The 26,538-nt window shown below is 53.5% G+C and carries 17 protein-coding genes and 1 pseudogene; 7 read left to right on the forward strand and 11 right to left on the reverse strand.

Annotated features, from left to right (window positions below):
- Positions 1 to 30 precede the first annotated feature (30 nt).
- Positions 31 to 630 (reverse strand): cob(I)yrinic acid a,c-diamide adenosyltransferase, encoded by a 600-nt coding sequence (gene cobO, locus G544_RS0101785; protein WP_036023055.1) that lies wholly within the window; start codon positions 628 to 630, stop codon positions 31 to 33.
- Between the two features lie 270 nt (positions 631 to 900).
- Between cobO and G544_RS0101790 the strand changes: the two genes are divergently transcribed.
- The 4 genes from G544_RS0101790 to G544_RS0101805 all read left to right on the forward strand — a co-directional run bounded on the left by G544_RS0101790 (position 901) and on the right by G544_RS0101805 (position 7,867).
- Positions 901 to 2,097, forward strand: coding sequence for an amino acid aminotransferase (locus tag G544_RS0101790; protein ID WP_027273001.1), 1,197 nt, complete (start codon positions 901 to 903; stop codon positions 2,095 to 2,097).
- A gap of 587 nt (positions 2,098 to 2,684) precedes the next feature.
- On the forward strand, positions 2,685 to 3,779 hold the full coding sequence (locus tag G544_RS0101795) for a NapC/NirT family cytochrome c (RefSeq protein WP_027273002.1): 1,095 nt from the start codon (positions 2,685 to 2,687) through the stop codon (positions 3,777 to 3,779).
- Between the two features lie 57 nt (positions 3,780 to 3,836).
- Entirely contained in the window at positions 3,837 to 6,278 is a 2,442-nt protein-coding gene (locus G544_RS0101800) for a trimethylamine-N-oxide reductase 2 (RefSeq protein WP_027273003.1), read from the forward strand.
- 272 nt (positions 6,279 to 6,550) lie between these two features.
- Complete coding sequence (locus tag G544_RS0101805; RefSeq protein ID WP_027273004.1) at positions 6,551 to 7,867, forward strand: M20/M25/M40 family metallo-hydrolase; 1,317 nt, start codon at positions 6,551 to 6,553, stop codon at positions 7,865 to 7,867.
- Positions 7,868 to 7,951: 84 nt separating this feature from the next.
- Here the strand turns inward: G544_RS0101805 and G544_RS0101810 are convergent, their stop codons facing one another.
- The 4 genes and pseudogenes from G544_RS0101810 to G544_RS0101825 all read right to left on the reverse strand — a co-directional run bounded on the left by G544_RS0101810 (position 7,952) and on the right by G544_RS0101825 (position 13,145).
- Complete coding sequence (locus G544_RS0101810; protein ID WP_027273005.1) at positions 7,952 to 9,673, reverse strand: amidohydrolase; 1,722 nt, start codon at positions 9,671 to 9,673, stop codon at positions 7,952 to 7,954.
- A gap of 151 nt (positions 9,674 to 9,824) precedes the next feature.
- Complete coding sequence (locus G544_RS0101815) at positions 9,825 to 11,177, reverse strand: APC family permease (protein WP_027273006.1); 1,353 nt, start codon at positions 11,175 to 11,177, stop codon at positions 9,825 to 9,827.
- Positions 11,178 to 11,716: 539 nt separating this feature from the next.
- Positions 11,717 to 12,493 (reverse strand): annotated as a pseudogene (gene phsC / locus G544_RS19720) (thiosulfate reductase cytochrome B subunit); the annotation flags it as partial.
- A 13-nt stretch (positions 12,494 to 12,506) separates the two neighbouring features.
- Positions 12,507 to 13,145, reverse strand: a complete 639-nt coding sequence (locus tag G544_RS0101825; protein ID WP_027273007.1) for a 4Fe-4S dicluster domain-containing protein — start codon at positions 13,143 to 13,145, stop codon at positions 12,507 to 12,509.
- Between the two features lie 673 nt (positions 13,146 to 13,818).
- Between G544_RS0101825 and G544_RS0101830 the strand changes: the two genes are divergently transcribed.
- Both G544_RS0101830 and ccmI read left to right on the forward strand, forming a co-directional pair.
- Positions 13,819 to 15,780 (forward strand): heme lyase CcmF/NrfE family subunit, encoded by a 1,962-nt coding sequence (locus G544_RS0101830; protein ID WP_027273008.1) that lies wholly within the window; start codon positions 13,819 to 13,821, stop codon positions 15,778 to 15,780.
- Complete coding sequence (gene ccmI, locus G544_RS19725; RefSeq protein WP_051155524.1) at positions 15,777 to 16,670, forward strand: c-type cytochrome biogenesis protein CcmI; 894 nt, start codon at positions 15,777 to 15,779, stop codon at positions 16,668 to 16,670. The genes G544_RS0101830 and ccmI overlap by 4 nt, the downstream gene beginning before the upstream one ends.
- Positions 16,671 to 16,916: 246 nt before the next feature.
- Here ccmI and G544_RS19730 read toward each other — a convergent pair whose 3' ends face one another.
- Together G544_RS19730 and G544_RS0101845 are read right to left on the reverse strand one after the other, a co-directional pair.
- On the reverse strand, positions 16,917 to 17,384 hold the full coding sequence (locus G544_RS19730; RefSeq protein WP_071783231.1) for a rhodanese-like domain-containing protein: 468 nt from the start codon (positions 17,382 to 17,384) through the stop codon (positions 16,917 to 16,919).
- A 272-nt stretch (positions 17,385 to 17,656) separates the two neighbouring features.
- Entirely contained in the window at positions 17,657 to 19,672 is a 2,016-nt protein-coding gene (locus G544_RS0101845) for a cytochrome c3 family protein (RefSeq protein ID WP_027273009.1), read from the reverse strand.
- Positions 19,673 to 20,471: 799 nt separating this feature from the next.
- Here G544_RS0101845 and yajD point away from each other — a divergent pair.
- On the forward strand, positions 20,472 to 20,813 hold the full coding sequence (gene yajD / locus G544_RS0101850) for an HNH nuclease YajD (RefSeq protein ID WP_027273010.1): 342 nt from the start codon (positions 20,472 to 20,474) through the stop codon (positions 20,811 to 20,813).
- 37 nt (positions 20,814 to 20,850) lie between these two features.
- Here yajD and G544_RS0101855 read toward each other — a convergent pair whose 3' ends face one another.
- The 4 genes from G544_RS0101855 to dsrO form a co-directional block, all read right to left on the reverse strand.
- Positions 20,851 to 21,342: a hypothetical protein gene (locus G544_RS0101855; protein WP_027273011.1), complete on the reverse strand. Its 492-nt coding sequence runs from the start codon at positions 21,340 to 21,342 to the stop codon at positions 20,851 to 20,853.
- A gap of 130 nt (positions 21,343 to 21,472) precedes the next feature.
- Positions 21,473 to 24,565, reverse strand: coding sequence for a tetrathionate reductase subunit A (locus G544_RS0101860; RefSeq protein WP_027273012.1), 3,093 nt, complete (start codon positions 24,563 to 24,565; stop codon positions 21,473 to 21,475).
- Positions 24,558 to 25,652: an NrfD/PsrC family molybdoenzyme membrane anchor subunit gene (nrfD, locus tag G544_RS0101865; RefSeq protein ID WP_027273013.1), complete on the reverse strand. Its 1,095-nt coding sequence runs from the start codon at positions 25,650 to 25,652 to the stop codon at positions 24,558 to 24,560. The genes G544_RS0101860 and nrfD overlap by 8 nt, the downstream gene beginning before the upstream one ends.
- Positions 25,649 to 26,398, reverse strand: a complete 750-nt coding sequence (gene dsrO, locus G544_RS0101870; RefSeq protein WP_027273014.1) for a sulfate reduction electron transfer complex DsrMKJOP subunit DsrO — start codon at positions 26,396 to 26,398, stop codon at positions 25,649 to 25,651. Before dsrO ends, nrfD begins: the two co-directional genes overlap by 4 nt.
- Between the last annotated feature and the right edge of the window lie 140 nt (positions 26,399 to 26,538).

Here is a 26,538-nt window from a genome sequence, read left to right on the forward strand (position 1 = left end):
GCCGGTGAAAAAGGCTGGCTATCGTCGTTTCTACCAGTCAATGCCGCGTCGTGCCGCTAATCCGCTATCGAACGCGTGTTTTATCGGACGCATTTCGCTAACCGTATCGGCCATGTCGAGCAGAGTGCGGTGGCAGCCGCGACCGGTAACGATGACGGTTTGTTCTGTCGGGCGACGTTGAACGGCGTCGATGACTTCATTAAGATCGACATAGTCGTAGGCGACCATATAGGTGAGCTCATCGAGCACGACCAGGTCAAGGTCGCTGTCGCTCAACATGCGCTTGGCGTGCTGCCAGACTTCCTGCGCAGCCTGACGGTCCGTTTCTTTATTTTGGGTTTCCCAGGTAAAACCGGTAGACATAACCTGAAACTCCACCCCGCACTTTGCCAAAAGGTCACGTTCGCCGCACGGCCATTCGCCCTTGATAAATTGAACGACGCCGGCTCGCTGACCGTGCCCTACGGCACGGGTCACTGTACCAAAGGCTGCGGTGCTCTTGCCTTTTCCGTTGCCGGTGAAAACGATAAGCAGCCCGCGCGACTCGGTTGCGTCGGCGATGCGCTTGTCGACCTGCTGCTTGATTTTCTGCTGGCGCAGCTGATGGCGTTGCTGGTTTTGCGCATCCATAAATATAGGCTCAAAGCTCCTGAATAAGGATTGAAGTAAACGTTGCTGTATACCGCTTGCGGTTTACGATTTACCGTGCGGTATCGTCTAAAGGGTAGCATGAAGGCCAAAAAGAGAAACGATTTCTGAACATTATTAGCGGCGGGGCTATCGCTCTGGCGGGCTCTTATGGTATTAGAATGGAACGTGTTTCGTAGGGGCGAAGGTCTGAAAGATTAAAAACGGCGTAAATGAGCCTGCCGTCTATACATATAAGGAAAGGGGTAAGGAATGTTTGAACATGTTAATGCGTATGCCGGGGATCCAATACTGTCCCTGATGGAAGCGTTTTCTAAAGACGAGCGGCAGAATAAGGTCAATCTGAGCATCGGCCTTTACTATGATGAGCAGGGAAGGGTGCCGGTGCTGAGTTCCGTTGCCGAAGCCAGGGAGCGCCTGTTTAAGCAGCGGGATACGCCGCTGCTCTATCTGCCGATGGACGGCATGCCGGCCTATCAGGCCGTAACCCAACGCCTGCTGTTGGGAGAAGAGAGCGCAGCGCTTGAGGCGAAGCGCGTAGCGACAATCCAGACGCTGGGCGGCTCCGGCGCCTTGAAGGTTGGCGCTGACTTTCTTAAGGCCTATTTCCCCGATTCTCAGGTGTGGGTGAGCAACCCCACTTGGGATAACCACGTAGCGATTTTCGAGGGGGCAGGCATTAAGGTTAACCGCTATCCCTATTTTGACAGCAAGACCGGCGGCGTGGATTTTGAGCAAATGCTGGCGACGTTGGAAACGCTGCCGCCAAAAAGCATCGTTCTGCTGCATCCGTGCTGCCATAACCCGACCGGCGCCGATATTTCTCCCGCGCAGTGGGATCGCGTCATCGCCGTACTGGCCAACCGTGGCCTTATCGCCTTTATGGACATCGCCTATCAGGGATTTAGCAAAGGCCTGGACGAAGACGCCTACGCCATTCGCGCTGCGGCTGACGCCGGTATTCCTTGCCTGCTGTCTAACTCCTACTCTAAAAACTTCTCGCTTTACGGCGAGCGCTGCGGCGGGCTATCGGTATTCTGCGACAGCGCCGACGAGGCTGCCAGAGTTCAGGGGCAGCTCAAGGCAACGGTGCGCCGCAACTATTCCAGCCCGCCGATTAACGGGGCGCAGATCGTCGCTACCGTGCTGTCCGACCCGGAGCTGAAGGCCGTGTGGGTAGACGAAGTGGCGCAGATGCGTACCCGCATTTTGGCCATGCGCCAGCGAATGGTTGACGTGATGGCCGAAACGCTGCCGGGTCTGGATGCTTCTTATTTGGTGAAGCAGACCGGCATGTTCAGCTATACCGGCCTTTCGCCTGAACAGGTCGATCGTCTGAAAGAAGAGCACGCCATCTATCTGGTCAGAAACGGGCGTATGTGCCTGACGGGGCTTAATGGTCGTAACGTCGATCGCGTCGCGCAGGCGTTTGCCGCCGTTCTGGCGTAATTACTTTTCTTTTCTCTATCGGCGGCCCGGCAAATTTGTCGGGCCGTTTTATATAGGGCTTCATAAATGATAAAAATGAATTCAGGTGAAATTATATGTTGAGAGCACCTGACTGTTTTTTATTATAAATTATTAATGCTGACCATAAGGAGGTTAGATATATTTATACGGTTTTAATCTTCGTGCTGTTGTTATTTTGTGATTCAAATGTTTTTTTATCAACACATTTTAATACACTATGGAAAACATCCGTTTCTGAAAAATTGTGATGAATGTCACATTCATTTGATTTAATTTAATTCACAATAATAACAATTATTACTAATAATTATTGTTTTATATCAATTAATAACGAATTTTTATGGCCATGAGAATGAAAGGGAGATAGCCTATGTGATCCTTCTGGTGATTCCGTCAGGCACAAGGAAGTTAAAAATGATTTTATATGTAAAGTAGTTTTTATATGTCAAATATATCCATCTTCAATTCCCGCCTGTAAAAATCAATAGAAGTTAGATCTGTTATTTATAGCCCGACTGTCATATTCAATCATGGGCATTTTATTAATGAAAGAGAAGAGCTTTATTATGAAAATAAGGAAGTCCAGGCTTGCCTTTGGCATTATATTAGGGATCGTTATTGGCGTACTCGGATTTGGCGGCAGTTCTTATATGCTGCACAAAACGTCAGAAACCAGCTTCTGCCTCTCCTGCCACACCATGCAGGCGCCGTATGAGGAGTATCAGGGCTCCGTCCACTTCAAAAATCAGAAAGGCATTCGCGCCGAGTGTTCCGACTGTCATATTCCTCAAGCGCCTCTCGACTTCTTCGTCGCCAAGATGAAGGCCAGCAAAGACGTCTACCACCAGTTCGTCAGTAAAAAAATCGACACGCCGGAGCTTTATGAAGAGCATCGTTTGGCGATGGCCCAGACCGTTTGGGACCAGCTAAAGGCGAACGACTCCGCCACCTGCCGCTCCTGCCACACCTTTGATGCTATGGATCTTGCTTCGCAAAGTCAGGACGCGCAGAAGATGCACAATCTTGGTATCAAAGAGAGGCAGACCTGCATCGACTGCCACAAGGGCGTTGCTCACTTCCCACCGGAAATCAAAATGGACGATAAGGCGCTGGACGAAGTGATGAACGTCGCCAAGCAAACCGCTGCCGACGCCAGAGTGGTCTATCCAGCGACGCCCGTCAAAATGGGCGACCTGGCGACCGTATACCCGGCTACTGCGCTAAAGGTAATGAAGGCAAACGGTGCTACGCGTGAAGTGGAACTGAGGGGCTCCCAGATGAAGGGGGCAGAGCAGGTTATCTATCTGGAAAAAGGCCAGCGTCTGATCCTCGCAAGCTTAAGCGAAGCAGGGCAGGCGGCACTGAAGGTGCAGGGCGACTACGTTAAGGATGATTATGGCAACGAGTGGCGCCCGGTCAGCCTGGCGGGAACGATTATCGAGCCGGTATTGGCCGACAGAAAAGCGCTGTGGGGCTATGCGGAAAATCTGGACACCGTTTACTGCTCCGGCTGCCACGCCAAGATTTCATCTAAACACTATACCGTTAACGCCTGGCCTGCCGTAGCCAAAGGTATGGGGGACAGGACGGACATTACGCCACAGAATCTGGACATTTTGACCCGATACTTCCAGTACAACGCGAAGGACATGAAACAGTAAGAAAATCAGTAAGAAGTAAGACATGAAGTCATTATTAATAATAAAAGAGGATAACCTATGAACGTAACGCGTCGAGGTTTTATTAAGGGTGCAGGAGTAACGGCTGGGGCTATGGCGATATCCTCAGCAATCCCTCTTCCGGCATGGGCCGAGGCCCCTGCCGGAACCGTACTGACAGCCGCTCACTGGGGGGCAATGTACGTAGAGGTCAAAGACGGGAAGGCGGTTTCTTCCAAAGGCGCATTGGCGAAGACGATACCAAACAGCATGCAATCGACCGTGGTCGATCAGCTTTATACTAAAGCGCGCATCAAGTATCCGATGGTGCGCAAGGGCTTTATGGCGAACCCAACCACGCCGGACGGCAAGCGCGGCAGCGACGAGTTTGTCCGCGTCTCCTGGGATGAGGCGTATAAACTCATTCATGAGCAGCATATGCGTATTCGTAAGGCGTACGGCCCTGCGTCCATATATGCCGGTGCGCCAGGATGGCGTTCCAGCGGCGTACTCCACAAGGCGCAACCGTTGATGCAGCGCTATATGAGCCTGGCGGGCGGTTATTGTGGCTATATGGGAGACTATTCAACGGGCGCGGCGCAGGTCATTATGGCACACGTGGTGGGTTCCGTTGAGGTTTACGAACAGCAGACCTCTTATCCGCTGATCCTAGAGCATTCTCAGGTTGTGGTGCTGTGGGGCGTTAACCCGCTCAATACGCTGAAAGCGGCGTATTCGATTACCGATGAGCAGGGGCTGGAGTTTTTTAACCAGCTCAAAAGCTCGGGCAAGAAAGTGATCGCCATTGACCCGATGCGCTCTGAAACGATTGAATTTTTCGGTGATAACGCTCAGTGGATTGCGCCTCACGTCGGTACCGACGTAGCGATGATGCTGGGTATTGCCCATACGCTGGTCACCAAGTCGATGCACGATAAGGCGTTTCTGGATAAGTACACCACCGGTTACGACAAGTTCGAAGAGTACCTGTTGGGCAAAACCGACAAGACGCCGAAGACCGCGGCCTGGGCGGCTGAGATCTGCGGCGTGCCGGCCGAGCAGCTTGAGCTGCTGGCGGAAATTTTCAGCAAGAACCGCACTATGATCATGGGCGGTTGGGGTATTCAGCGCCAGCAGTACGGCGAACAGAAACATTGGATGCTGGTGACGCTGGCGGCGATGCTGGGCCAGATCGGTACTGAAGGCGGCGGTTTTGGCTTCTCCTTCCACTATGCGAATGGGGGCAATCCAACTCGCGTCGGCGGCGTGTTGCCGTCAATGTCCTCTTCTGTCGCGGCGGGGAGTGACTGGCCGGTGACTGAAGTCGTCGCGAGTTTTCCGGTAGCGCGTATCGTCGATGCGCTGGAAAAGCCAAATACAAAAATTCAGCATAACGGCCATGAAGTTACGCTTCCTGACATCAAGATGATTTGGTGGACCGGCGGCGCGAACTTTACCCACCATCAGGACACTAACCGTCTGATCAAGGCCTGGCAGAAGCCGGAGATGATCGTAATCTCTGAATGCTACTGGACGGCAGCGGCCAAGCATGCGGACATCGTGCTGCCGATCACCACCTCGTTTGAGCGCAACGACTTGACCATGAGCGGCGACTACAGTAACCAGCACCTGGTGCCGATGAAGCAGGTTGTTCCTCCGATGTACGAGTCGCGCAACGACTTTGACGTGTTTGCCGATATGACCGAGCTGCTCAAGGCTGGCGGCCGCAAGGTCTTTACCGAAGGCAAAGAGGAGATGGATTGGCTGAAAGAGTTCTATGACGCAGCGCAGAAGGGCGCACGCGCTCAACGCGTGGCGATGCCGATGTTCAGCCAGTTCTGGCAGGAAAACAAGCTGATTGAAATGCGCAAGAGCGACAAAAACGCAAAGTTCGTGCGCTACGCCGAGTTCCGCGCCGATCCGGTAATGAACCCGCTGGGGACGCCGAGCGGCAAGATAGAAATCTACTCCAAGACCATTGAAGGCTTCGGCTATAAGGACTGCCCGGCGCACCCGGCTTGGCTTGAACCTAAGGAATGGAAAGGCTCGGCAAAAGAGGGACAGCTGCAGCTTATTACTTCGCATCCGCCGCATCGTCTACACAGCCAGCTAAACTATGCGACGCTGCGAGAGCAGTATGCCGTAGCCGGTCGCGAACCTATCGTGATTAATGCTGACGATGCTAAAGCGCGTGGCATCGCTAACGGCGATCTGGTTCGTGCGTATAACGATCGCGGCCAAGTATTGGTCGGCGCGGTGGTTACCGACGGCATTAAGCCGGGCGTCGTTTGTATTCACGAAGGGGCCTGGCCCGATCTGGATCCGGCGACGGGAATTTGTAAGAACGGCGGCGCTAACGTGCTGACAGACGATATTCCATCCTCCCAACTGGCCAACAGCTGTTCTTGCAATACTTCGCTGGTTTCCGTTGAGAAATATACCGGCCCGGCGCTAGCGGTAACGGCGTTCGATCCTCCGAAAGGTGAACCAGTATCCGCTTGAGGTTTTAACCTGACGTAACGTCAAAGCCTTTTGGCATTTAGCCAAGAGGCTTTGTCTTATCTGATGGAACACCTTTACAGGCGTTGGTCAGCCACCGCATCCCATCCATTCTCGGTATGTTCAATATTTGCTCTTATGATTTATTTGTCATTAAAAATAAATTTATATTCACCATTTGCCATGATATAAACATAAAAATTCGCCGATGTGGAACATTCGTTACCATCGGCGAAAAAACAACAATAACGATACGGAGAATCAAGTAAGTGAAAATGCATAAGCTGGCGGTGGCGCCTTTGCTGTTGGGCCTGAGTTTTTCCTCTTTTGCCGCGCTGGAGGCCGAGCGCGTCAAGCAGGTGGTCGGCGACGCGTTCCCCGCCTATCTGGCCGATCATAAAACGATTACTGAAATTGAATCGCCTACCGGTAATCTGGAAGGCAGCAAAAAAATGGCCGAATGGGTGAAGGCGCAGTTTGAAGCGCTGGGTTATCAGGTCGAGTTTCGCCAGAACGAGCAGGGAACTCACGTTATCGCCAATATTAAGGGCAACGGCAAGCTGCGCGTGCTGCTTCTGGGGCATACGGATACCGTACAGCCGGTCGGCAGCCTGGCAAAGCAGCCCTACGGCTATGATGAGTCTACCGGGCTAGTGAAAGGGCCAGGGGCTGGGGACAGCAAGGCATCCGTTGCGCAGCTGCTTCACTTTGCCAAATCGCTCAAGCAGCTCGGCTTCACTAATTTTGCCGAGATGACCTTCTACTTTGACGCTGAAGAAGAAACCGGCTCCGCAACGGAAGACAAGATCCTCGAAGAGCTGGCCAAGCGCCACGACCTGACGCTGTCCGTCGACTCCTCTCCGACCGGATGGGGCATGAACACCCAGCGTAAGTGGGTGGTGAACTATGAAATCAACGTCGAAGGGCTGACGGGGCACGCGGGCAACAGCGCGCAGTCAAGCGCCAGCGCAACCGTTGAGCTGGCTAATCAGATTACCCGCATCATGAAGCTGGCGACGCCGCTGCCGGGAAACCCCGCTGATTACACCGCCGAGGCGCTGAAAAAGCGCGGCGTTGTCGACCATGGCCAGTTCCTGCCTGAGATTACTATCAACGTCGGCGTTATCAAAACGGGCAATACCAAGGTCAACGCCATTCCGAAAGATGCCTACGCCAAGCTGGATATCCGCGGCTTCAAGAGCGCGGATCGCGACAGAATCGACGCCGAACTTAAAAAGATTGCCGCGTCGCCGACCGTGAAGGGGGCGAAGGTAACGCTGGTTGGGCCGTCAAACTCCATGCCTGCAATGGAAAAAACGCCTCAGGCGGCCAAGCTTGCGGATATTTACAAGAGCATTGCCCACAAGCAGTACGGCGCCAACGTGGTTGAATGGGCGACCGGCGGCGTTTCTATCGGCAACTTTACCTCTCGCTACATTCCTACCATCGATGGTCTGGGCGTAGAGACCAGCAATGCGCACGATCTGGAAAACGAGCGTGCCGACGTGCGCACCTTCGTTCCCCGTACGGTGGTGATGATCATGACGCTGGATAAAGTCGTTGAAGAGGGCGTGATTGCTCCCGCCAAGTAGGGCATAGCTTTTCTGCCAACGTAAAAAAACCGCCTCTGCGAAAACGCAGGGGCGGTTTTTTATTTATTAGCTACTTGATGCGCATTACTCCGCGCGGTATACGGTCTTTCCACCCACGACGGTGCAAAGCACCTTCACGTTCTCGATGTCGGCCGCGGGAATTTGGAACACGTTGCGGTCAAGTACGATCATGTCGGCGAACTTGCCGGGTTCCAGAGAGCCGATAACGTCTTCTCGATGCTGAGCGTAGGCTGAGTCGATAGTCGCTGAACGTAAAACTTCGGTTACGGTCAGATTGCGATCGTTATCCAGACGCGGCGGCGTTACGCCGTTTACCGTACGGCCCTGACGGGTAGCGGCAACTTTCAGGTCGAACCACTCGTCCAGCGCGTCGATTGGCCAGTCGCTGCCGAAGGCGACGACCGCGCCGGCGTCAACAAATTTGGCGATGGGCTCCAGGTTTTCCATGCGCTTTTCTCCCAGCATCATGGTTTCCGCAGCGATAAGCTCCGTCGTCGGCGCAGCCCACTGGAAGGACAGGCAGGCGATAGCGCCAAGGCGGGCAAAGCGCTCAAAGTCTTTCTCGTGAACCAGCTCGTTGTGGGCCAAACCGGGACGGATGTCCTTACCGGGATGGGCCGCTCGCATCTTTTCAATAGCATCCAGGGCAATGGACACTGCGCCTTCGCCGACCGTATGAAGATGAGGATCAAAGCCTGCGGCTGCGATTTTCACCATCAGCTCGTCGAGGATCTCCGGCGTGAAGTAGAGATCGCCGTAGCGTTCGGTCTTTTGCCAGTTTGGTTCAGCTTCGGTTCCGAAGTTGATGGTGTAGGGCTCAAGCAGCGAGGCGGTCATGGTCGGCGGCTGAAGCACGCCGTCGACAAACATCTTGATGTTGCGCAGGCCAATGCCCGGCGCCGGCGTCCACTCGGCCTGATGGTAGCGGTTTGCGAAGGCTACGGCGTTATCCACCGCTTTACCGACCGCTTCAACGCTGTAGGCGTCGTCCGGCGTAATTTCTTTCGCCGCTTGGAAACGAACCGTCAGCTCGCCGGACTTTTGCAGTTCGCTGAAAGCGTCCAGTTGAAGGGGGGAAACGCGGGCGTCCATGACGGCGGTTACGCCCTGTTTGTTCAGCTCGCGCTGCACCATGGCGGCAACCTTGACGGCCTGAGCGGCGTTGAGAGACGGAATGCTGTCGGCGGCGCGCATGGCGGGCGCGTCTTCCAGAATGCCGTTAAGTTCGCCGTTTTCGTCTTTGCCGATTTTGCCGTCGCTTGGCTCCGGCGCGTTTTTATCGATGCCAAACAGCTCCAGCGCCCGGCTGTTTGCCAGCAGGGTGTGGCAGTCGTTGGAAAACAGAATAACGGGGCGTTTGGTGTTTAGGCGGTCCATGTCCGAACGGTACATGTTAACGCCCGCGGGCAGCATGCCCTGACGAAGCCAAGCGGTTACTTTCAGCCAGTCGTTTTCGCCTTCTAATACGTCTTTGTCCAGGTGCTGCTGCACGCGCTCAAGAATTTGTTCGATGGTGAGCGATTCATAGTTTAGGTGGCATCCGGAAAGCTGTTCACCGCCCCAGAAGGGATGCATATGGCCATCGATGATGCCCGGCATCATCATTCTTCCCTGTAAATCGATTTGCTCGGTATGTGAGCCGGCGAATTGACCCATCTCTTCGACGCTGCCACAGGCAAGCACTTTACCCGCTGCGATAGCGATAGCGTCGACAACGCGGTTTTGCGCGTCGGCAGTATAGATATAGCCATTATGATAAATGGCGTCGGCCACGGTTTTCGTCATTATCGAAAGTCCACTTATGTCAATGTTGATACCCACCGGCAGGGCGACAGGGCTACCGGCGTTTCCCGCGACAGGGCGGGTGTCTTAAATAGTAAAACGGGGGGAAACTGAATTCCCCCCGTTAGGCTTTACTGGCGTAACCGCAGGCGGATTAGCCGATAATCAGATCGACTTCTTCAGCGGAGATTGACGGCGGCGTCTTGCGGAAGCCGCGCGTAATAAACGTGAGATACGCCGTACCTATCGCTAGCCAGATAATTCCCACCGTCAGCGCTTCTTTATCAAGACTGGTCCAGAGCCACAGCGTGAGCAGTACGCCGATGGAAGGCAGCACCAGACAGGTAAACAGCTTTTTCACGCCGTGGCGCTCTTTGCTGTCGATGATAAAGTGCTTGATAACCGACAGGTTGACGAACGTGAAGGCGATAAGCGCGCCGAAGCTTATCATTGACGCAACCATGCCGAGCGACAGCACCAGAGAGAACAGCGAGACCAGGCCGACGAAGATAATCGACAGCACCGGCGTCTGCAGCTTCGGGTGTATATAGGCAAATACCGACTTGGGCAGTACGCCTTCGCGGCCCATGGCGTAAAAGATGCGTACGATGCTTGCCTGAGACGTCATGGCCGAAGCGAAAACGCCGATCACGTAAGCCATGATGAAGCTGAACGCCAGCATCGTTCCGCCTACGCGTTTCATCACCTCAATGCTGGCGGTGTCCGCGTTCGGAATGAAGTCCTGCCACGCCGGGTAGGTCAGGTGGGCGAAGTAGGAGATGACGATAAACAGCGCGCCGGCGATAAATACGGTGTACATAATCGCACGCGGCAGGGCGCGTTTGGCGTCCTTCGTCTCTTCGGCCATGGTTGAAATGGCGTCAAAGCCCAGGAAGGCGAGGCACAGCACCGCCGCACCGGCAAACAGGCCTGAGACCTGATCGGTCGCGAACAGAATCGGCCGCAGCAAAACTTCCGGATCGAAGGTGAATGAAGTCTTCACGCAAAGATATAAGAAGATGCCGATAAAGACGAGCTGCATAACGATGATCAGCATGTTCATCATCGTGACGAGTTTGATGCCGAGAATGTTCAGCATGGTCACGACGAAAATCGTACTGCAGATAATGACGCTCATCGGTATCGAGGGGAAAGCCTCGTGCATATAGATGCCGATAGCGATGTAGTTAATGATCGGCAAAAACAGGTAGTCGAGCAGCTGAGTCCAGCCGACCAGAAAGCCCAGATTGCCGCCAAAGGTCTTTTGTACGTAAGAGTAGGCTGAACCCGACAGTGGGAGCGCGCTGGTCATACGACAGTAGCTGAGTGCTGTGAACAGAACCGCAGCGAGCGTAATCACGTAAGCTACGGGCAGGTGGCCTTCGCTAAGTACGGTGACTTGTCCGTAGGTAGTAAAGATGCCGAGGGGAACCATATAGGCCAGTCCAAAGAATACCAGCGCGGGGGCTGTAAGTACTCTTTTCATTCGTACCGCGTTTTGTTGCATTATTTTCCAAGCCCTTCCCAAAAGCCCTATTCAATGTGGGTAAAGATGTTATTCATCAATATCCACACCTGAAATAATCAATTCCGCACTCATTTTCAGAGAACCTCCGAATTATCGGCGTCAATCGTTTACCGATAAGACATGCTTCAATGAAACGTCGGTGATAGCGATGCTATCTCCATCCGCTGGGGTGAGCGCAGGGGGCGTACCATATAGCACTTATTACGCTTTGGCAATCCTTCACAATGGCAAAAATTACCTCCGCTAGCGCAGGTTGCCTTCAGGCCAGGCGTAGCAAGGCTTTGCGCCGGATTCATTTTGTAAATAAATGTTGTTGTCTCAGAATAAAATATTGGACTAAGGCTTCTTTTTCTATGAAATATCTTTCTTGTAAAGCATCGCGCCAGATACGTATGAAGTACCTGGCGCGGCGGCTTTTTTGTTTGTTTACGCTTACGCTACGGCGTCACCGTTTGGCCGGTAGCGCGCCGTTGCGCCGCTTCCACCGGCTTATTTTCACTGATAATTTCAATGTCATGATGGCGATGATAGCCGTCGATCATTGAGTGAAAAGAGGTGGTCGGCGTATCGCCCGTCGTACAAAGATACAGGTGGCCCAGCATAAACATCAGGCCCGCTAGAGCCAGCACAAAGTGAAGCTTCAGCGCCCAAAATCCCATTCCCGCAGCCAGCCCTAAGGAGGGATACAGGCACAGAAAACCGGTTAGCAGCAGCGCGGGCACCAGAAGATACATTATGGCGACATAGGCCGCCTGTTGCAGAGGATTAAACTTATTTTCCTCATTGGATTCGAAAGGGTGGGGTTCTCCTTTCATGATGCCGAAAAGATAGAACCGGGTTTGTTTAACCGCACGGCCCACAAATCCTTTGAAGCGAACGATATAGTGGTGGCCGTTTCCGCCGTAGGCGTTGATTAGCACAAAACCTATCCAGCTTATTAATAGGAGGAAGCCGGCGATTTTATGTACCTGAACCAGCGTCGCCATGAGCTGATAGGGGCCTACCGCGAAGTGGTTAAGCAGGCCGCTGGCCAGCAGTACGACGAACAGCGCCGCGTTGCTCCAGTGCCAGGCCCTGACGCTGATGGGGTACAAATAGCTTTTATGCTGATGCCCAAGCCTGATTTTGGGGGCAAGCTTATAGCGTAAAAAGGCGTGAAGCCCCAACGCGGCCAGCATGCCGACTATCGCCAACGCGATTAAAATCAGCCAGGTAGGCCAATAGTCGGGCGTATACACCGTAACGTGGGAGGAGAGTTGAGACTGAAACTGCTCGGCGTTCCATGAGTGGCTCATCGTTTGCCTCCTTTTATAAAGAAACGATGCGGTAAATATGGGGCTTACCGACGTTTTTCAGCTGATGGACATAGTAGGTGCCGACGCGCAGCTGGCGCTGAACGTCTGCGCTTTCTTCTTCGCCGAAAAACAGCGCGTTTTTCGGGCAGATTCTGACGCAGACCGGCATAAATCCCTGACTCAGGCGCTTTTCACTGCAAAAGTCGCACTTATCGGCGACGTGCTTAACCGGATCGATATAGCGCACGTCGTAAGGGCAGGCCGAAACGCAGTAATCGCATCCTAAACACAGCGCCTTATTAATTTGTACGATGCCGTTTTCATCCCGATAGGAGGCGCCGGTCGGGCAGACGCTGATGCAGGGCGCATCGTCACACTGTTGGCAGGAGTGGCGAAAGTAGCGTTCTTCATTGTCGTTCTGCTCGGATTTGGGCAGAGGGATCATGCTAAGGCGCGAGTAGCCAGCGGTAACGTCGTTGGCCTTGGCGCAGGCGACGGCGCATTCATTGCATCCGATACAGCGGGTTTCATCGTGAATTAACGCGTAGCGCTTGCCCTTTTGAGTTATGGCGTTGGCGATCGCTCTTCCCGAACCTGCTATTAATACGGCGGATCCGACGGCCAGTAAAAAACGGCGGCGAGAGTGGCTCATGGCATTCTCCTTTTACCGGTTTTGGCGAGTTCCTGCGCTTGCTCTACGATCCTTGGCGGAAAAGGGGAGGCTGTAGGTATTGACGACAGAGGCTTAAATAGAAAAACGGGGGTCATTGTTTTTTCCTCTTAACACGATTCCAGTCTTTTTTAATTTTTATAAAATAGTGAAAAATAAAAATGACTACTCCATAAAGGAATAGAAAAATGCGTTATAGGGATAATTGTTATCCGCATTTCATATATTGGCTTTACTTGTTTTGGCACCTGTTTTTGGTATTAAAAGCCAGTTAGTACTTTAGAGTTATTTATAGCGACTTTGATTGATCTATCTCAATTTAACATTTGGTATGAAAAATAAACTTCATTCATCCAGGATGGGCGGATTTATTATTTGATGTGGAGCAATAAAGCGAAATAATGCGGTTTAAGCATTTTGCCTTTGCCGATACTATCTCAAAGACAATTTAATATATTAGATAAAGTGGTTAGTGTTATCGATTTTACTAAGATTTGGCCAGAATTGAACCTCGACTGGACCAAAATAATAATGAGATAAAAGATTCTATATCGATTTTTTTAATAAATACTTTTCTGTGAAGGAAGCGATAGATGAAGCACTCTGCGTATATCTGTGTCAGCAAAAAGCGTGTTAACTCCGGGAGAGCGCCGTCATGATACCGGAAACGGGCCACTTTTTCCTGGCGCTCTCTTTAGCCTTGGCGGCATTGCTTAGCGTTTACCCTCTCATCGGTGCCTATCGCCAACATCAACAGATAATGAATACGGCACGGCCTTTGAGCTATGCGCTGTTCGCATCAACGATGATTTCCTTCTTGTGCCTGGTTTATTCACTGATTAACAATGATTTTTCGGTGGTATACGTCGCTAACAACTCCAACAGTGAACTCCCGGTATATTACCGCATTGCCGCCGCCTGGGGGGCGCATGAAGGATCGCTGCTGCTTTGGGTCGTTCTGCTGTCGTCCTGGACGCTGGCCGTTGCGCTGTTCAGCCGCCGCATGCCGCTTGAGGCGGTTGCCAGGGTGCTTTCGGTGATGGGAATGATCAACGTTGGCTTTTTGCTGTTCGTGACGCTGACCTCTAACCCGTTTGAGCGTTTGCTGCCGTTTTTCCCTATCGACGGGCACGATCTGAATCCGCTGCTACAGGACGTCGGGTTGATTTTCCACCCGCCGCTGCTCTATATGGGATACGTCGGCTTTTCCGTCGCGTTTGCCTTCGCCATCGCTTCGCTGATGAGCGGGCGGCTCGACACCGCCTGGGCCAGATGGTCAAGGCCTTGGACGCTGGCCGCCTGGATATTCCTGACGTTGGGCATCGTGCTGGGGTCGTTTTGGGCCTATTACGAGCTTGGCTGGGGTGGATGGTGGTTCTGGGATCCGGTGGAAAACGCCTCGCTGATGCCGTGGATTTCAGGAACGGCGCTGCTGCACTCGTTGGCCGTCACCGAAAAGCGCGGAACCTTCAAGGCTTGGACGGTGCTGTTGGCGATTGTGTCGTTTTCGCTCTGCCTGCTGGGAACGTTTTTGGTGCGTTCGGGCATTCTGGTGTCGGTTCACGCCTTTGCCTCCGATCCGACGCGCGGCATGTTCATTCTGGGCTTTCTGGTGCTGGTTATCGGCGGCTCTCTGCTGCTGTACGCCTTTAAGGGCGGGCAGGTGAACAAGAGCCGAGTACGCTATGACCTGTTTTCCAGAGAGACGATGCTGCTGGCCAACAATATTCTGCTGACGGCCGCCATGCTGGTCGTACTGCTGGGAACGCTGCTGCCGCTGGTGCATAAGCAGCTGGGATTGGGCTCGATCTCTATCGGCGAGCCGTTTTTTAACACCATGTTTGTCTGGATTATGGCCCCGTTTGCGCTGCTGTTGGGCGTTGGCCCGCTGGTGCGCTGGCGCAGAGACTCTCTGTCACCGCTGACCAAGCGGCTGATGATTGGGGGGCTGCTAACCGTCGGCATCTCCTGGGGCCTTTTGCTGACCGAATCCCGCTTTTCGGTGATTGCGTTTATCGGGCTCATGATGGCGATATGGGTAGCCACGCTCAGCTGCTTTGCCTTTTACGAGCGCATTACCTATCGGCATTCGTTCTGGCAAGGCGCCCGCAGGCTGTCGGCCGGCCAGTGGGGTATGTTTCTTGCCCATATGGGACTTGCGGTAACGGTTATCGGCATTGCTTTCAGCCAAAACTACAGCATTGAAAGAGACGTGCGCATGAAGCCCGGAGACAGCGTGGCGCTGGAAGGATATAGCTTTAAGCTCGTCGACGTTAAGCTTATCGACGGCCCCAACTATACGGCGGACGTGGGTACGCTGGTCGTCACAAAAGGCGACGGTCAGGTTGCGACGCTGACGCCTGAAAAACGCTATTACGCAACGACTAAAATGGTGATGACGGAAGCGGCCATTGACGCCGGCATTGGCCGCGATCTTTACGGCGCGCTGGGAGAAAATCTGGGTGACGGGCAGTGGTCCGTTCGATTGTACTATAAGCCCTTTATGCGCTGGATTTGGTTTGGCGGCCTATTTATGGCATTGGGCGGCATTCTGTGCATGCTGGACGCCCGATATCGTCCCCTTAAGGCGGCAAAAAGAGAGGTAGTCGCATCATGACGTCACTGATATTGACCATCGTACTGGCGCTCTTGATAGGCGTTTTTGCCTTTGTCTGGCCCCTGTATCGTCGCAGTGAAAAAGCGCAATCATCGCTGGCGCGAGACGAACTGAACAAGCGCTTCTATCAGCAACGGCTGGACGAACTTGCCCGCGAAGAGGGGCAGGGTCTGGTTGCGGACGCTGCGCCGATGGTAGAGGAGCTGCAGTTCAACCTGTTGGAGGACGTGCCGCAGAAGGAGAAAAAGGCGGGGCCTTCCTCATCCTCGGCAAACCACCGGCTTATGCTGGCGCTTCCCGGCGTGGCGCTGCTGCTTGCGGTTTCTATCGGCGTTTATTGGCTAAACGGCAGCTATCAAAAGGTGGACGAATGGCGCCAGGGGGTGAACCAGCTTCCCGCGCTGCGTCAAACGCTGATTGAATCCGGCGTTGAGAGTATGGACAGGCAGCAGCTGGCGACGCTGGCCGTAGGGCTTCGCAGCGAGCTTGCGGAGCATCCTGAGCGGGTTGACGACTGGGTTATGTTGGGAAGACTGGGGCTGTATATGCGCGACATGACCACCGGCATAGAGGCGTTTGCCGAAGCCAGCCGCAGAGCGCCGGGAAACGTCGATATCCAATTGGGATATGCGGAGCTTCTGGTGCGCTCCGAAGAGCGTAATGACAATATACTCGCCAGCGAGGTACTGGTCGGCGTATTGAACAAGGATGGCGATAATATTCAGGCGCTTAGCCTGTTCGGCTATAACGCTTACGAACTGCAGGATTACGTGCAGGCTGTTCGCGCCTGGAAGCGTTTACTGCATCTGCTGCCGCCAAATGACAAACGCATCGCGGCGATAGAAGAGAGCATACGTCTGGCGCAGTCCGGTGGAAAAGCGCGCCCTTAACGCCGCATAGCGTGAGAAACATAAGGCCATTCGTGAATGCGAGTGGCTTTTTTCTGCCCGCGCATTATTGCTTGCCGACAAAGAATGGCGGCGTTTAAGCCGCCTAATGAAGCCGTAGCGCCTGAAAAATAGAAGCGCAGGACTGGGAGTCGGATTTCTCAAAAAAGCGCAGAAACGTACGCTAAAGGCCAAATGCGGGCAATGAAAAAAGGGCGCATTGCGCCCTTTGGATACAAGGATAGGAAATTAGCTCTTTCCTGGCGTAAAGTCCGTTTTAGGCATTTCTCCTCGTTCGAGGTCTTTCCCTGACTCCATCCATCCGAAAACGCCGTCCGGCATGGTGTATACGTGCGTATAGCCAAGCTTTTTCGTCTCTCGGGCTGCATCGGTGCTGGCGGTACAAAGCTTATTCATGCAGTAGAAAATAAGCGTTGCGTTCTTGTCCTTGGGGAGAAGGCTTTGCCACTTTTCCTGATTGATGTGGATAGCGCCGGGAACATGCCCCTGATTCCAGATTTCATCGGGATTAACGTCAAGAAAGTAGACGTTTTTTTGCCCGTGCATGGCTTCAGCCTGATTCAGCGTGATGTGCATCGGCGTGTATTCATCAAGAACGCGTTCGGGCGCTTCCATGCCGCCAGCGTAAGACAGTGGCGAGAGGGCGACCGCGCCAATGAGCGCCAGTGCGGGAATAAGCGTATGTCGAATTAACATAGAACGTCCTTACCGGTTGAATATACACGTCATACTTCAAGTTGCATGTGCGTTGGCTGCACTCGTTCACCCTAGTCACGTACTTATGTTCGCTCTTAGGGATTCTCGAGCTTGCCGCGTGATTCGTCCCTACGGGACTCACCCTTTCAGGGCCAGCGCAAGCGCTGTTCAAAACGCCGTAGGCGTTTTGTCCTGCAACTCGAATTATTTAGTGTATATGACGGCGCCCCTGCGGGCGCCGTTGACGTAGTTCAACGAGTGATGGCGCTGAATTACATTTTACCTTTATTTTTGCGGGCTTCGCCGCTCAGAATAGCCTGAGCCTGTTGAATATAGGCCTGGCCTTCCTCAATACGGCTCTTGGTGTAATGTGGGCCATGGACGCCCCACGAACCGTCTTTCTTGACCGCATTGGCAATTTCTCGAGCCTGCTTGGCAAACAGCTGAACTTGAACTTTTTCGTCCAGGCTCAGGCCGCTCTTAGGCAGCTTTTTGTCGATAAGCTTCAGTCCGTTTTCGATCTCGGCGTAGCCGGTTTTAACCGGGGTCTGCCACTCTACAACCTTGCCGTAGATGGTTTCCTGATCTTTGAACTGCAGCCTTTCAGACAGCACGGTCTGCACCGGACTGTGACAGCCGCCGCCTTCAGCAACGTCGATATCGCTGAAGCTGGTGCGTCCACAGGACCACATCAGGTCGATATAGCCTTTACCGTCCTGCTTGGCGATGGTCCAACCTTTGACGCTAGAATCACGCGGCTTTCCTTCCGGCGGGTTCAGCGTTTTCGCCTTTTCGTCTACGTTAATCTTCCAGATATGCGATTTACGAACGTTGTCGAAGCCGGCCATATCGGGGAACTGGATCGCCGCGAAGTTCTCGCAGCTGCCCATATTAGGCATGTGACAGGCGGTACAGTTGTTTTTGCTGTGGGTGTCCCCTTGAGCCATAAACTGCTTTTGCTGTTCGTGGCAGTCCGTACACTGCTTCTTCAGGTTGGTGCGGGTAAAGCCGGACTTCCAGTCGTTGGAAGTGACTTCATGCGGATCGTGACAGGTAGAACAACGCATCCCTTTTTCATAGTGGGCGGTGTTGAACATCTGCGAACCTTCCGTACCGCAAGCCGGACAGGCGGACTTGAAGTAAGAGTTGAACGGATTTTTAGGGTTCTTCTCGGCGTCTTTAGGGTCCCAGGCGAAACGCTGGTGGCAGCGTTCACAGTTAGAAGGCATCCCCGCGCCGCGCGCGCCGTAAAGGTGTGCGCCCGCACCGTGACACTCTTCACAGGCGATGCCTTTACTGATGGTATGCTTCCTAAGCTCTTCCGGCTTGCCGAGAGCGGCGAAGAATTCATTCGAATTCTTAAAGTCGAACTTGAAGGTATGGCACACTTCGCAATAGGAACTGGCGGGCTGGAACAGGAAGTTTTTCCGGTCGGACGCGCCGTAAGACGTCATGCCCCATACTTCAGAGCCTCGGATACCAAAGTCTTCCGGCTTGGTGGGGAAACCCGGTACGTAGCTTGCGATCTTCTTCACCATTTCTGGCGTTAAGGTCTCCGCCCAGCCGCGAGAGAACTGGTTTCCGCCGGCGACCAGCGTACCGGTGCCGTCTTTTAACAGTCCGTCTTTAATGTGGTAGGTTCCGCGAACAAGGTAGCTGTCAACAAAGCCGTATTTGGTACGCGGCGTACCGACGATAGCGAAGATAGCGTCGTGCGTAATCCCCTGTGGAAGAATAGAGGCTTTACTGCCGTACATGCCTTTATGGAAGTCCTTATCCGGCACTTCGTCCATCTCGCTTGGGAAGCGAATGGTCTTGGCGTGGCGCGAGCGCTCCCACTTTTCATACTGTGCCGGGTGACATTCTCCGCACTTCTCCGGACCAACAAACTTGTTGGGTAAATCCAGAAAGGATTCTGCGCCCAGGCGATAGGTGATGGAGGTCGGCCGCCCGTGTTTTTCCGCATAGGCTTTGCCGCCGCTAATCTCTACAAACTCTTCACCCCGGTCGCTAAGCTGGGGTTCGCCTACTATTCGGCCTGCGGCCTGATATTTGAAAACGGGATGGTTTTTAAGCAGATAATCCCAATAATCTTTTTCCTGAACTACGTATCCTTCCAGCGTGCGGGGAGGATACGGTTCAACCGGCGGTGTTGCCGCCTGTTGCGCCGGTGCTCCTGACGTAGCGGCGGGCGCGGCGGAGGGCTGCGCTTGCGCTACGGTGGGAGGCAACATTACTCCGAACGAGAGTAACAGCGCACAGGAAAGCGATCGTCGACGTATGCTCATTGTGGGCCCCTTGGTATAAGAATAAATGCATTGCTTCTTGGGTGCTGACACCCTTTGTCGGCTATTTTTATTAGCCAGCCCGCGCCGGGGAGGCGGCGGGGCTGAAAGTGATCCTTGCCTTAAAAATTAATCACAAAGAGGTATCACCGAAGCATAAGATAACCATAAAGACTGAGTGGTTTTTGATTTTAGTCATTAATTTTAAGGGGATAAGCCTGATGGAAAGCGTTTGTGGGGGAATGCCAAAACGCTTATTGTTTCTTTTATTTAACAATTAATTAATTTTCCATAAATCGGAAAAGGATTATTCAATTTTCATAAGATCTATTCCGTTATTAAATTCTGTTTATATGCGTGTGAGAAGATCATTTCAGAAGTTTTTTGATATATCTATATTTAAGGTAAATGTTATTTGTTTTTCTTGTATGCATGCTTTTTTCATTTTCATTACATATTCCACTTTCCTTTGGTTTTATATTTTTGTGATCTGTGTCATTAATTATTTTTACGGTTCTTTACGATTTCGAGATTAATTAAATATGCATTTAATATATTTATAATTAGATTTCTCGATTAAGCTTACCGGTGTAGCTAATATAAAGAAGTAAATGGAAACGTTCCTGTTAATTCTTTCTTAATTAAAAAACGAAGAAGGCGATTAATCAAAAAATCGCAAGGGGAAATAGGAACGTGTTGCGCGCTGACGCTAAGTGAGAGCGGGCCTTAACGCCGACTGTTCACCCGGTTTTTTTAGCGTTAAAATGGCGCTTTCTATCGAACATTAATGAGAACGGGGCTTATGGCTTACATTCCTAAAAACTATGCCAGGCTGGAGAGCGGCTATCGGGAGAAGGCGTTGAAGCTTTTTCCCTGGGTGTGCGGGCGGTGCGCGCGCGAATTTACCTATTCAAACCTGCGCGAACTGACGGTTCACCACATCGATCACGACCATTCCAATAATCCGGAAGACGGTAGCAACTGGGAAATGCTTTGCCTGTACTGCCACGACCATGAACACTCGAAGTATACGGAAGCGGAACAGTATGGTACGACGGTCGTTGCCGGCGAAGATGCACAGAAAGAGGTAGGCGAGGCGACCTATAGCCCCTTTGCAAACCTGAAGGATTTAATGAAGAAATAGCCTTTTTCCATATAGCGCGCCGCGCTGCCGCGGCGCGTTAGCTTTTCGCCTCGATCTTCTTTTTCAAGTATTCGTACGCCTCGGTGAACGCCGCTTCGTTTTTCATCATGCCTTTTTGAATCACGTGCTTGCCCTGCAAAGTGGTCACCGCCATAGCCTCATTAAACTGCGCGTTAACCCGCTCGATGCTGATGATATCCCGATAGGGGACCTCAATCGTTTTAGGAAACACGTGCCCCTTTGGATAGCTGACGGCACTATCGCCGAAGATCAGGCGGCAGCGTGAGGAAATAAAGCTGTTTGCCAGAGCGATAAGAGACATTATGGTGAGCAGAGCAAATATGGCCGTGGTTGCGGCCAGCAGCGTTTTGGTCTGTTCTACCGTGAGGGTCGCCGAACGGCCGACTTCCAGCCAGTTAGAGGTTTGGTCTATCTGCTGGTAGGAAAAGCCGGTAAACCAGCCAAAAAACAGGATGCCTAACAAAATCGCGCTGCGTTTAAGATGATAGGCGTATTTTACCTCGGTCACCGCTTTCCCCTCTTAAGCCGTTTGTGTGGGGATATGGTAGCAGAAGGCGAAGAGTGAGGATGTGTTTTATACGGCATAAACGCAAACCGCCCGGCGGGCGGCTTGCCGTAATAAACGCGTCGAGGAGGGATTAGCTGCGCGATATCTTCGCTGGCAGCGCCTGTCTTGCAGCAGAGCCGACCACCCAGTCGAGCAGGACGCCTTTTCCTTCTCGAGTCGGATCGGTGAGGCCGATGTCGTTAATATTGACGCCCTTAACGTCATCTGTGCGCGGTTCCTGCGGCCTATCTCCAACGGTATGGGCTCTGGCTCCGAGTTCTTTATGGCCGAATCCGTGCTCTATCGCCAGCGTTCCGGGGATAACCCCTTCCACGACGATGGCGGCAGCTCGCATTTCTCCGCCCGGCGTTGCAATGGTAAAGGCGTCGCCGGTAGAAATAGCAAATCGCTCGGCGTCCTGAGGGTGAATGTAAACCGGGTTGGCGCCCTTAACGCAGTTAAGAAGCGGGGATAGCTGAGAAACGCTGCTGTGGACGTTGGATTTAAAGCTGGTCAGCAGCAGCGGCCATTCGCCCTCAGGATAAACCTGTCGAAGCGGCGTGCCGTCGGCCGTCAGCGGCGGATACCAGGTAGGGCAGCCGACATAGCGTTTGCCTGACAGACTGTTTCTGCTGGTTGCCAGCGTTTCATTCCAAACGGCCAGCGGCTTTTTCCAGCGGTGTTTCATCCTATTTCCCTGATAGCGTTCCGAAGCGTTTTCAAAGCGGCCGCCGCGGGCAAGCACGTAGGCGACCTTGAGCAGCTCGTCGGGCGCCAACGTTTTTTCCATCGCGGGGAGTAAACGCTCAAGGCCGGACAGCTGAACGTCTTCCATGCTGGCGTTGGGCACGCCGCCGTCAATGAAGGCGAGATTGGCAGCCGCCATCAGATAGTAGTCTTCCGCGCTGTGAATATCGCGCCAGCTTCCTTCGGCGTCCTGTATTGCCTTTTCGCCAAAGCCGCCGAGCTTAAGCCGCTTGGCGATATCAATAATCACGTTCTCCATGTTGATAGGGCGATCGTCGGGCGTATGTGCATTCAGGCAGTTCACTACGGGCCAGCGGGCGGTGGTGGCTTTTGTCGGCACGCCGTGCCACGGCGCGGCCATGCCCCAGCTTTCGTAGGTTACGCTGTCAGGGATGAGATAGTCCGACAGCGCGCCGGTTTCGCTGATAAAGGGATCGATAGTGATAATGAGCGGCAGCTGCTGTGGGTCTTTAAGTTTTTCTTCCAACAGCGCGGCAATTCCCGGGATAGCGTACAGCGGATTGGCCATGTGGTTTATCCAGGCCTTTAGCCTATAGGGATAGCCGTCTATAGCCGCGCTTAGCTGTTCGGTCATCAGCGGCTGAGAGAACGGATACCATGGGGCGCGGGTGGGATAGGGGGATTGGCCCGCATCGACTCTGCGCCGGTATTCGCTGGTGTTCTCATACTTAAATCGGTTGCGGGAAATGAAAACGCCTTTAGGAACAACTTTGTTGGGAAACTGCGCAAAATTATATCTCGGCCCCTTTCCGCTGGTAGGGTAGCGCCCGGCCTTGGCCATCACGCCGCCTTTGACATTCAGATTGCCGATCAGCGCATTGAGCATCAGGATGGCATAGGCGGTATAAAAGCCGCTGCTGTGCATGGTGCCGCCGTGGGTATCGACGGCGGCCCGATCTCCGTGGCTGGTGAACCGGGTGGCCAGCTGGATAATCTCCTCAACGGGGATGGCGCACTCTCGGCTGTAGAAATTCAGGTCGTACTTCATCGCTTCTTCTTTTAACAGCTGGAGCGAGGACTTCACGTGAACCGTTCCCGACGGTGTCGCTATTTTCGTATCAACAAACAGCTGAGCGGGTGCAGGCTGCGTGCTTAGTGTGAGTTGCCCGCTCGCGTTGTCGATAACTAAAGGCACATCGTCGTCGGACAACGGTTCGCCGCCGTAGGGCATATTCATTTCAGACGCGCGCAGAAATGCGCCGCACCTTGGGTGCTGTTCGTCGCAGATAACTAAGTGAGTGGCGTTGCTCCAGTGGGCCGTATTGGCCACCGCCATGGCAGCTTCGCCGGGCTGAGATAAAAACAGGGCGTTGAAACGCTCATTTTCGATTATCCAGCGGATCATGCCCATCACCAGCGCCGCGTCGGAGCCGGGTCTTATCGGCAGCCAGCGGTTGTTGTCGCCGGCCGACAGGCTGGACGACGCGGGCAAAGAGGGAGACACAACGACGTATTCGAAGTCGGGACGGGTTCTGGCGCTGGCAAGCTGTCGTGCCTGGCGCTTGAACGGATTACCCGCCTGGGCCGGGGACATGCCGATAAACAGCGCGAACTTAACGTTTTCGATATCGGGCTTAACGTGAGTATAGTTATCCAAATCGTTCATCAACGCGCCCGACCCCGCACGGAATGAAAAGCCACAGTAGGCGCCGTGGTTACTGAAGTTGCGCGTGCCGAAGCCGTTAAACGTAAAGCGTTTAAGAATATCGTCGCGGCCCTCATCGCTGGCGTTGGTAACCAACAGCTGGTTGGCCTTCGGGCCGTACTCTGGGTTTTGAGCGTCCAGCGGCGTTTCAATATCGCGGATTGCCCGCAGGCCGTCGACGTGGCCTTCGCCGAACAGGTCTCCTCCTTCGATGATCTCATTTAAGAGTTGTTCATAGCTGATGGGGAGCCACTTGCCTTCTCCTCTTTTCCCTACTCGCTTCATCGGTTGAGTAATGCGATAAGGGCTGTTGCGCAGCGCTAGCATCGCATTGCCGCGGGCGCAGGCGGTGGAACGGCCGTCACCCGAGCCGGACTCCCCGGTCAGAGACAGATAGGCCCGTTTTATCGGCGTTTCAAACGGGAGCTGTTGCTCTTGAGAAAGAGGATGATAGGGGTTACCGGAAATGCGCAGTATCTCGTCCGTTCTGTTGTCGATTCTCACCCGGACGCCGCACAGCGTCCAGCAACCCAGGCACATTGACGGACTTACGCGCTGATTGGGATTGGCGATCAGGCGCTCCTTGTGCGTTATCTGGTATTCCGGCTCAAGCGAATTGCCGAAGTGCGCATGTTTAGGCTTTTCTCCAGAAGAGCCGGTAATGACGCCCTCCAGTATGTGTTTAGCCGTTTGCCCATAACCGGCGATAAACGCGGAGGTTCCACCGACGGCCAGCCCGGCTTTAAGAAGGTTGCGGCGATTCTTATTCATGGCGGTCACCTTGAACGGTTGAAACGTTGGATAAACGGGAGGGTGACGTATCGTTAGCGATGACGCCTGACGTTACGACGGCAAGCGCGAGCCAAAGTCCGGCCATACCGACAATGCCTAAAACGCCGGACGTTCCCCAGTCCAGGGCATAAGGGTAAAGACCGGCGTCGTAGCGAGGCACGCTTTGAACATTCAACAGCGTTACCCAGCGAACGAACCAGCAGGCCGCAATAGAAAGAAGGCCGAGCGCAGCGGCCCACCGGCGAGAAAGCGTAGAACGGCTAGCGGCAATGAAACAGGCGATAAGCAGCGCCATAACGCCCCCGATGCGCCAACGCCAAACGTTATGAATCATTAGATTCATTCCCTGACCGTTGATGAGCCAAAGCGGAAACAGCAGGCTGCTCAGTAGTGCAGAGATGGGGATCGCCCTGCGGATAAACGACGCATCGGACGCCGAAAAGCGGCTAAGGGTCGACAGCATCAACAGAGTCAAACCTGATGTTCCTAAAAAGGCGGTGACAAACCACAGCAGTGGGGATGCTGGCTGATGCCAAAGCGGGCGGCTGGCGACAGCGGCGACTTCTGCGCCGGTATAAAGCGCAACGCTGAGCCCTGAAATCACGGTAATCAAAGCAACGAGCGTTAAGGTGCGCGGCGACGTAGGCCATTTTCCCAGCGACAGGAGGGCGAGTCTGCGCATCCTTGAATTAGGGTGTTGTTCTAGGGCGCGTATTGACGGACGCAGGTAAAGCCAGGCGGTCAGTACCGCCAGTAAAGAAAACAACGGCAGTAAAACGGCGCCCCGCGACATCCACGAGCTGGGGGTCAGATGAGCGAAAAAGTGCCACGCCCGACCTGGCTGATGCAGTTCGGCCGTAAGGGCCAAAGGGCCGACGGCGGCAGAAATGGCTAATACCAGCGCCAGCGAGCTTCTTAACGCCGGTGAGGTTTGGCGATGACGCAGCAGGGACAGCGTAAACAGAATGGCTGCCCCGTAAGCTGACCCAATATAAAAAAAGTACTGAACGGCCCACGGTAGCCATGCGGTTTCCTGGGCGGGAACAAGGATTTCAGTGATTATCATAGCGTTTCCCCCTGGGGCGCATAGGCGACCGGGTTACCCTTTACGTGAGAGGTAAATTCCTCGCTCATGCCGATATAAAAAACGTGCGGCGCGGTTTTTTGCTCAGGCTTGAGCACTTTGATATCCGCCGCGTTTTCTTTCAAAAGCCGATTAATTTCGCTTTTGGGATCGTTTAGATCGCCAATTACCCTTGCGCCACCGACGCAGGTTTCCACGCAGGCGGGCAGCAGGCCCGCTTCCAAACGGTGCGCGCAGAAGGTGCACTTATCGGCGGTTAGCGTGCGTTCGTTAATAAAACGAGCATCGTAAGGGCAGGCCTGTACGCAGTAGGCGCAGCCCACGCAGCGCTGGTTGTCAACCATTACGATGCCGTCTGCACGCTGGTAGGTAGCCTGAACCGGGCAAACCGGTATACAGGGCGCATCGTTGCAGTGGTTGCACAGGCGCGGCAGCATAAAGGCTTTGACCTGGCCGGGGGTGATATCGGTTGGGGGGATCGAAACCTGATACTGTTTAACCGTTGTGCGAAACTGCCCCAGCGGCGCCTGATTTTCTATAGCGCAGCCGACGGTGCAGGCTTGGCAGCCTACGCACTTGCGCAGGTCAATCACCATTGCAAAGCGTTTGCCGCGTATTCCTTCTCTTGGTCCGCCAGAGGTCGAGGCCGCCCGCGCGGTCGGGATCAGCGCGGCGCCGGCGGTGATTAAGCCGAGGCCGGAAAGTAAATGGCGTCTGTTTTTATCCATAGCGAAATCCCGTTAACTGACAGTGAAAGTGTGTGATTCGATACGGGGCTATTGTTAACGTCGCAGGCTTTTTCCGACTATTGTGGTTTTCCACATGTATCGGGCTTTCTTGATCTACAACAAAGGAATCGAAGGGGATT

Source organism: Leminorella grimontii ATCC 33999 = DSM 5078 (assembly GCF_000439085.1).
In the GTDB taxonomy this organism is placed as follows: Bacteria; Pseudomonadota; Gammaproteobacteria; order Enterobacterales; family Enterobacteriaceae; genus Leminorella; species Leminorella grimontii.

Bases quoted from the DNA above. Each gene is read 5' to 3' on its own strand.
- G544_RS0101810 (WP_027273005.1), bottom strand. From the start codon at position 9,673: ATGACGAAAACCGTGGCCGACGCCATTTATCATAATGGCTATATCTAT.
- cobO (WP_036023055.1), bottom strand. From the start codon at position 630: ATGGATGCGCAAAACCAGCAACGCCATCAGCTGCGCCAGCAGAAAATC.
- G544_RS0101860 (WP_027273012.1), bottom strand. From the start codon at position 24,565: ATGAATAAGAATCGCCGCAACCTTCTTAAAGCCGGGCTGGCCGTCGGT.
- yajD (WP_027273010.1), top strand. From the start codon at position 20,472: ATGGCTTACATTCCTAAAAACTATGCCAGGCTGGAGAGCGGCTATCGG.
- G544_RS0101825 (WP_027273007.1), bottom strand. From the start codon at position 13,145: ATGAGCCACTCTCGCCGCCGTTTTTTACTGGCCGTCGGATCCGCCGTA.
- dsrO (WP_027273014.1), bottom strand. From the start codon at position 26,398: ATGGATAAAAACAGACGCCATTTACTTTCCGGCCTCGGCTTAATCACC.
- ccmI (WP_051155524.1), top strand. From the start codon at position 15,777: ATGACGTCACTGATATTGACCATCGTACTGGCGCTCTTGATAGGCGTT.
- G544_RS0101790 (WP_027273001.1), top strand. From the start codon at position 901: ATGTTTGAACATGTTAATGCGTATGCCGGGGATCCAATACTGTCCCTG.
- G544_RS0101845 (WP_027273009.1), bottom strand. From the start codon at position 19,672: ATGAGCATACGTCGACGATCGCTTTCCTGTGCGCTGTTACTCTCGTTC.
- G544_RS0101795 (WP_027273002.1), top strand. From the start codon at position 2,685: ATGAAAATAAGGAAGTCCAGGCTTGCCTTTGGCATTATATTAGGGATC.
- nrfD (WP_027273013.1), bottom strand. From the start codon at position 25,652: ATGATAATCACTGAAATCCTTGTTCCCGCCCAGGAAACCGCATGGCTA.
- G544_RS0101805 (WP_027273004.1), top strand. From the start codon at position 6,551: ATGCATAAGCTGGCGGTGGCGCCTTTGCTGTTGGGCCTGAGTTTTTCC.
- G544_RS0101830 (WP_027273008.1), top strand. From the start codon at position 13,819: ATGATACCGGAAACGGGCCACTTTTTCCTGGCGCTCTCTTTAGCCTTG.
- G544_RS0101800 (WP_027273003.1), top strand. From the start codon at position 3,837: ATGAACGTAACGCGTCGAGGTTTTATTAAGGGTGCAGGAGTAACGGCT.
- G544_RS0101815 (WP_027273006.1), bottom strand. From the start codon at position 11,177: ATGCAACAAAACGCGGTACGAATGAAAAGAGTACTTACAGCCCCCGCG.
- G544_RS19730 (WP_071783231.1), bottom strand. From the start codon at position 17,384: ATGTTAATTCGACATACGCTTATTCCCGCACTGGCGCTCATTGGCGCG.